Genomic DNA, 3,497 nt, shown 5'->3' with positions numbered 1-3,497 from the left:
GGTCCACAGGGACGACGACGTCTGGCAGTGGCGGGCCCTGCGCAACGGAGAGCGGCTGGGCGTCACTGACATCCCGGCGGAGCGGCTTCTGGGCTTCGGCCTGCTGCAGCGCGGTCGGAGCTTCGAGCGCTATCAGGACCTGGAGGCGGAGTACGAGAAACGACCTTCCCTCTGGGTCGAGCCCGATGGGGACTGGGGACCCGGCCGGGTCGAGCTGATCGAGATCCCCACGGACTCGGAGTACAACGACAACGTCGTGGCCTTCTGGCTCCCCAACCGCGAGAGCCCCGACGAGCCGCTCAAGGGCGCCTGCACGCTCTATTGGAGCGGGCTTGAGCACCGCCTGCACCCCCTGGGGCGCGTTGTGGCCACGCGGCAGGCGATGGGCGACCGCAAGAACTGGGTGCGCTTCCTCGTGGACTTCAAGGGCGGGGAGCTGAACGACCTGCCCCCGGATTCGGGGATCACCAGCATCGTGGAGGTCGAAGGGGCCAAGCTGGTGCAGAAGCACCTGGAGAAGAACTCCCGCACCGGCGGCTGGCGGCTCTCCTTCCAGGTGGAGGTGGACGCGGGCGGAGGCTTCTCCGTCTTTCCGGCCGTGCCGCCCGCGGTGCGCCTCTCCGCGGTCCTCAAGAAGGGGGAAAACCTTCCGGACCCCCTCACCGAAACCTGGACCTACGTGTTTGGGAGGTAGGGCCATGACCCCGACTCGCTGCGACCCTCAAGCCCCCCGCCCCGAGGAGGTCCTGCGGGACCGCCTGCTCCTCTACGTCCGGGCCCTTCGCCTCCCCCCGCGGGAGGGGCTGGAGCTGGTGCTGAAAACCATGGACGAGCTCTGCCCCTCTGGGACGAGCGAAACGCTCCCCGCTCATGCCGAGGATTGTGACATGAAGACCGCCATGGAGGCCCTGAGGGCGCTGTGCGCCGACCGGGGGCTCCTGCCCGACGCGGACGCCCTTCCGGTGCCCGTCCCGCCCTACAACCGGGGGTCGATGCCTCCGGCCCGCATCTCCATGACGCGCGGCGGATTTTCTCTGAGGGGCCTTATCAGGAGGCTCCGGCGGTCTGAGGAGGGCCGGACGCGATGACGCCCGCCCCAAACGCCCGGCCCGCCTGGCGTCGCTCCGCGCTCTGGCGCCGCTGCCTCTTTCTGTCGCTGATCGTCGTCCCCTCCGTCCTGGCCGCAGACTACATGTCCGCCCTGCTCCCCCACCAGGGCGGCGCGCCGGTGGAGCTGCTCCTGTGCGCCCTGTTCGGCGTCCTCTTCGCCTGGATCTCGACGGGGTTCTGGACGGCGCTCTTCGGGTTCTTCGTGCTGCTCTTCCGATACCAGGGCTACCGGATCATCGACCCCGACGCCCCCCTGCCGGACCTTCCACAGGACGTCCGAACGGCGGTGCTCATCCCCGTCTACAACGAGGACCCGAAAAACGTCGGCGCGGGCGTGGAGGCGATGTGGCGTTCCCTGTCCGCCACGGGACAGGAGGGCCGCTTCGACGTCTTCATCCTCAGCGACACCACGGACCCCGACGTCTGGGTGCGCGAGGAGGAGGCGTGGTACGGGCTGCGGGAGCGCCTGGGGATGGACGGGCACCTCTTCTACCGCCGCAGACCCTCCAACGTGAAGCGAAAGAGCGGCAACGTCGCCAACTTCTGCCGCCGTTGGGGGCGAAACTACCGCTACATGATCGTGCTGGACGCGGACAGCGTCATGGCCGGGACGACCTGGGTGCGCATGGTGGACGCCATGGAGTGGAACCCGCGGATCGGGATCCTCCAGACGCCCCCCAGGGGGGTGAACCGGGAGACCCTGATCGCGCGGGTGCAGCAGTTCGCCAACAGCCTGTACGGTCCGGTCTTTGCCGCCGGACAGAACTTCTGGCAGCTGGGCGACGCACAGTACTGGGGGCACAACGCCGTCATCCGGGTCGAGCCCTTCATGCGCTACTGCGAGCTGCCGAAGCTGCCGGGCCGCGGGCCCCTCAGCGGGGAGATCCTGAGCCACGACTTCGTCGAGTCCGCCCTGATGCGCCGCGCGGGCTACGAGGTGTGGCTGGCCTATGGAGTTGACGGCAGCTACGAGGAAACGCCCCCGACGCTGATCGACGAGCTGAAGCGCGACCGGCGCTGGTGCCAGGGGAACCTTCAGCACCTGCGCCTGATCTTCACCTACGGCTTCTTCCCCACGCACCGGGCCCTCTTCCTCAACGGCATCCTGTCCTACGGCTCTGCCCTGCTGTGGCTGATCTTCCTGATCGCAAGCTCCGTCCAGGCGCTCTTGGACGTCCTGGTGGAGCCCAACTACTTCCCGCAGCCCAACATGCTGTTCCCCCAGTGGCACGTCTGGTACCCGGAGTGGGCCCTGACCCTCCTGAGCTGCACGGCCCTCCTCCTCTTCCTGCCGAAGCTCCTCTGCCTGATCCACGCCCTGCTGATCGCGCGGAGCGCGCGGCGCTACGGCGGCGCGCTGCGGGTGCTGCTGGGCGTGGCGGGCGAAACGCTCCTCTCCATGCTACTGGCCCCCATACGCATGATCTGCCACAGCCGATTCGTCGTCGTGACCCTTCTGGGCTGGGGGACCGGCTGGGGAGGGCAGTCGCGGGACGACCGCGGGACGACGTGGGGCGAGGCGGTCCGGGCGCACTGGTGGGCGGTCCTCATCGGCCTGACGTGGGGCTGGCTGCTCCATCGGGTGACCCCGTCCTTCTTCCTCTGGCTCCTGCCCGTGGTCCTTCCGCTCGCGCTCTCCGTGCCGCTGTCCGTGTTCACCAGCCGGGCGTCCCTGGGCCGGGCCGCCGCCCGCCTCGGGTTGTTTGCCATCCCGGAGGAGCTCCACGCGCCCCGCGAGTTGACGGACAAGGCGGAGGCGTTGGCGGAACGCCGCCGCTACTCGCCCCTGGGCCTTCCCCAGGAGGAAGGCTTCCGCCGTGCTGTGGCGGACCCCCGAACGAATGCCCTGCACCGTGCCATGAACCGCCGCCTGAGAAGGCGTCTGGATCCTGCGCTGGTCGATCGGGCCCTGTCGGGAGAGCCCCTGTCCAAAGGCGAGAAGATGGCGCTGCTGAACAGCCCCGACTCGATGCGGGAACTGCACCGGAGGGTCTGGACGCTGCCGGAGCGGCAGAGCGCCCCCTGGGGCCTGTAGGGCGAACCCCGCGCCGGCGGCGCAGCCGCGCAAGAAATTCGGAAGGCCCTGAACGGCCGCGGGCATCGGCTTTACTTCAGGACGCCGACGAACTGGATGTTCTACATCTTCAAGAACGCAGAAAGGCCAGCCGCAGAGCGGCTGGCCTCGATTCAGACAGACCCTTAAGGTTTCACTTTTTCATTTTGCGGTCACTCATTCGCCCGCGTAATAATCCAGGCCGATGGGGTCGGGCGTTTCGCCCGCACTGTGCATCAGGCCAACCTGTTTAATCGCCCCGCCGCTCCAGACGAGGGTGCTCGTGCAGTCCGTGACGGAGCAGTCGTAGCCGTATCCGGCGATGCTCCCGACC

At 68.4% G+C, this 3,497-nt stretch carries 3 protein-coding genes; all 3 read left to right on the top strand.

Features of this window, described 5'->3' with window-relative positions; genetic code table 11:
- Positions 1-694, top strand: a 694-nt coding sequence (locus Q0629_RS08245) for a glucan biosynthesis protein (RefSeq protein WP_298781269.1), incomplete at its 5' end; no start/stop codon positions are given.
- Between the two features lie 4 nt (positions 695-698).
- Positions 699-1,088: a hypothetical protein gene (locus Q0629_RS08240; RefSeq protein ID WP_015556067.1), complete on the top strand. Its 390-nt coding sequence runs from the start codon at positions 699-701 to the stop codon at positions 1,086-1,088.
- Positions 1,085-3,145, top strand: coding sequence for a glucans biosynthesis glucosyltransferase MdoH (gene mdoH, locus Q0629_RS08235; protein WP_298781265.1), 2,061 nt, complete (start codon positions 1,085-1,087; stop codon positions 3,143-3,145). The genes Q0629_RS08240 and mdoH overlap by 4 nt, the downstream gene beginning before the upstream one ends.
- Positions 3,146-3,497: the final 352 nt, after the last annotated feature.

It is taken from the genome of uncultured Fretibacterium sp. (assembly GCF_938030725.1).
In the GTDB taxonomy this organism is placed as follows: Bacteria; Synergistota; Synergistia; order Synergistales; family Aminobacteriaceae; genus Fretibacterium.
Note: the sequence above shows the minus strand (reverse complement) of the source record. Positions and strands in the feature narration are given on the sequence as shown.

Coding starts and splice junctions, on each gene's coding strand:
- Q0629_RS08240 (WP_015556067.1), top strand. CDS start 699: ATGACCCCGACTCGCTGCGACCCTCAAGCCCCCCGCCCCGAGGAGGTC.
- mdoH (WP_298781265.1), top strand. CDS start 1,085: ATGACGCCCGCCCCAAACGCCCGGCCCGCCTGGCGTCGCTCCGCGCTC.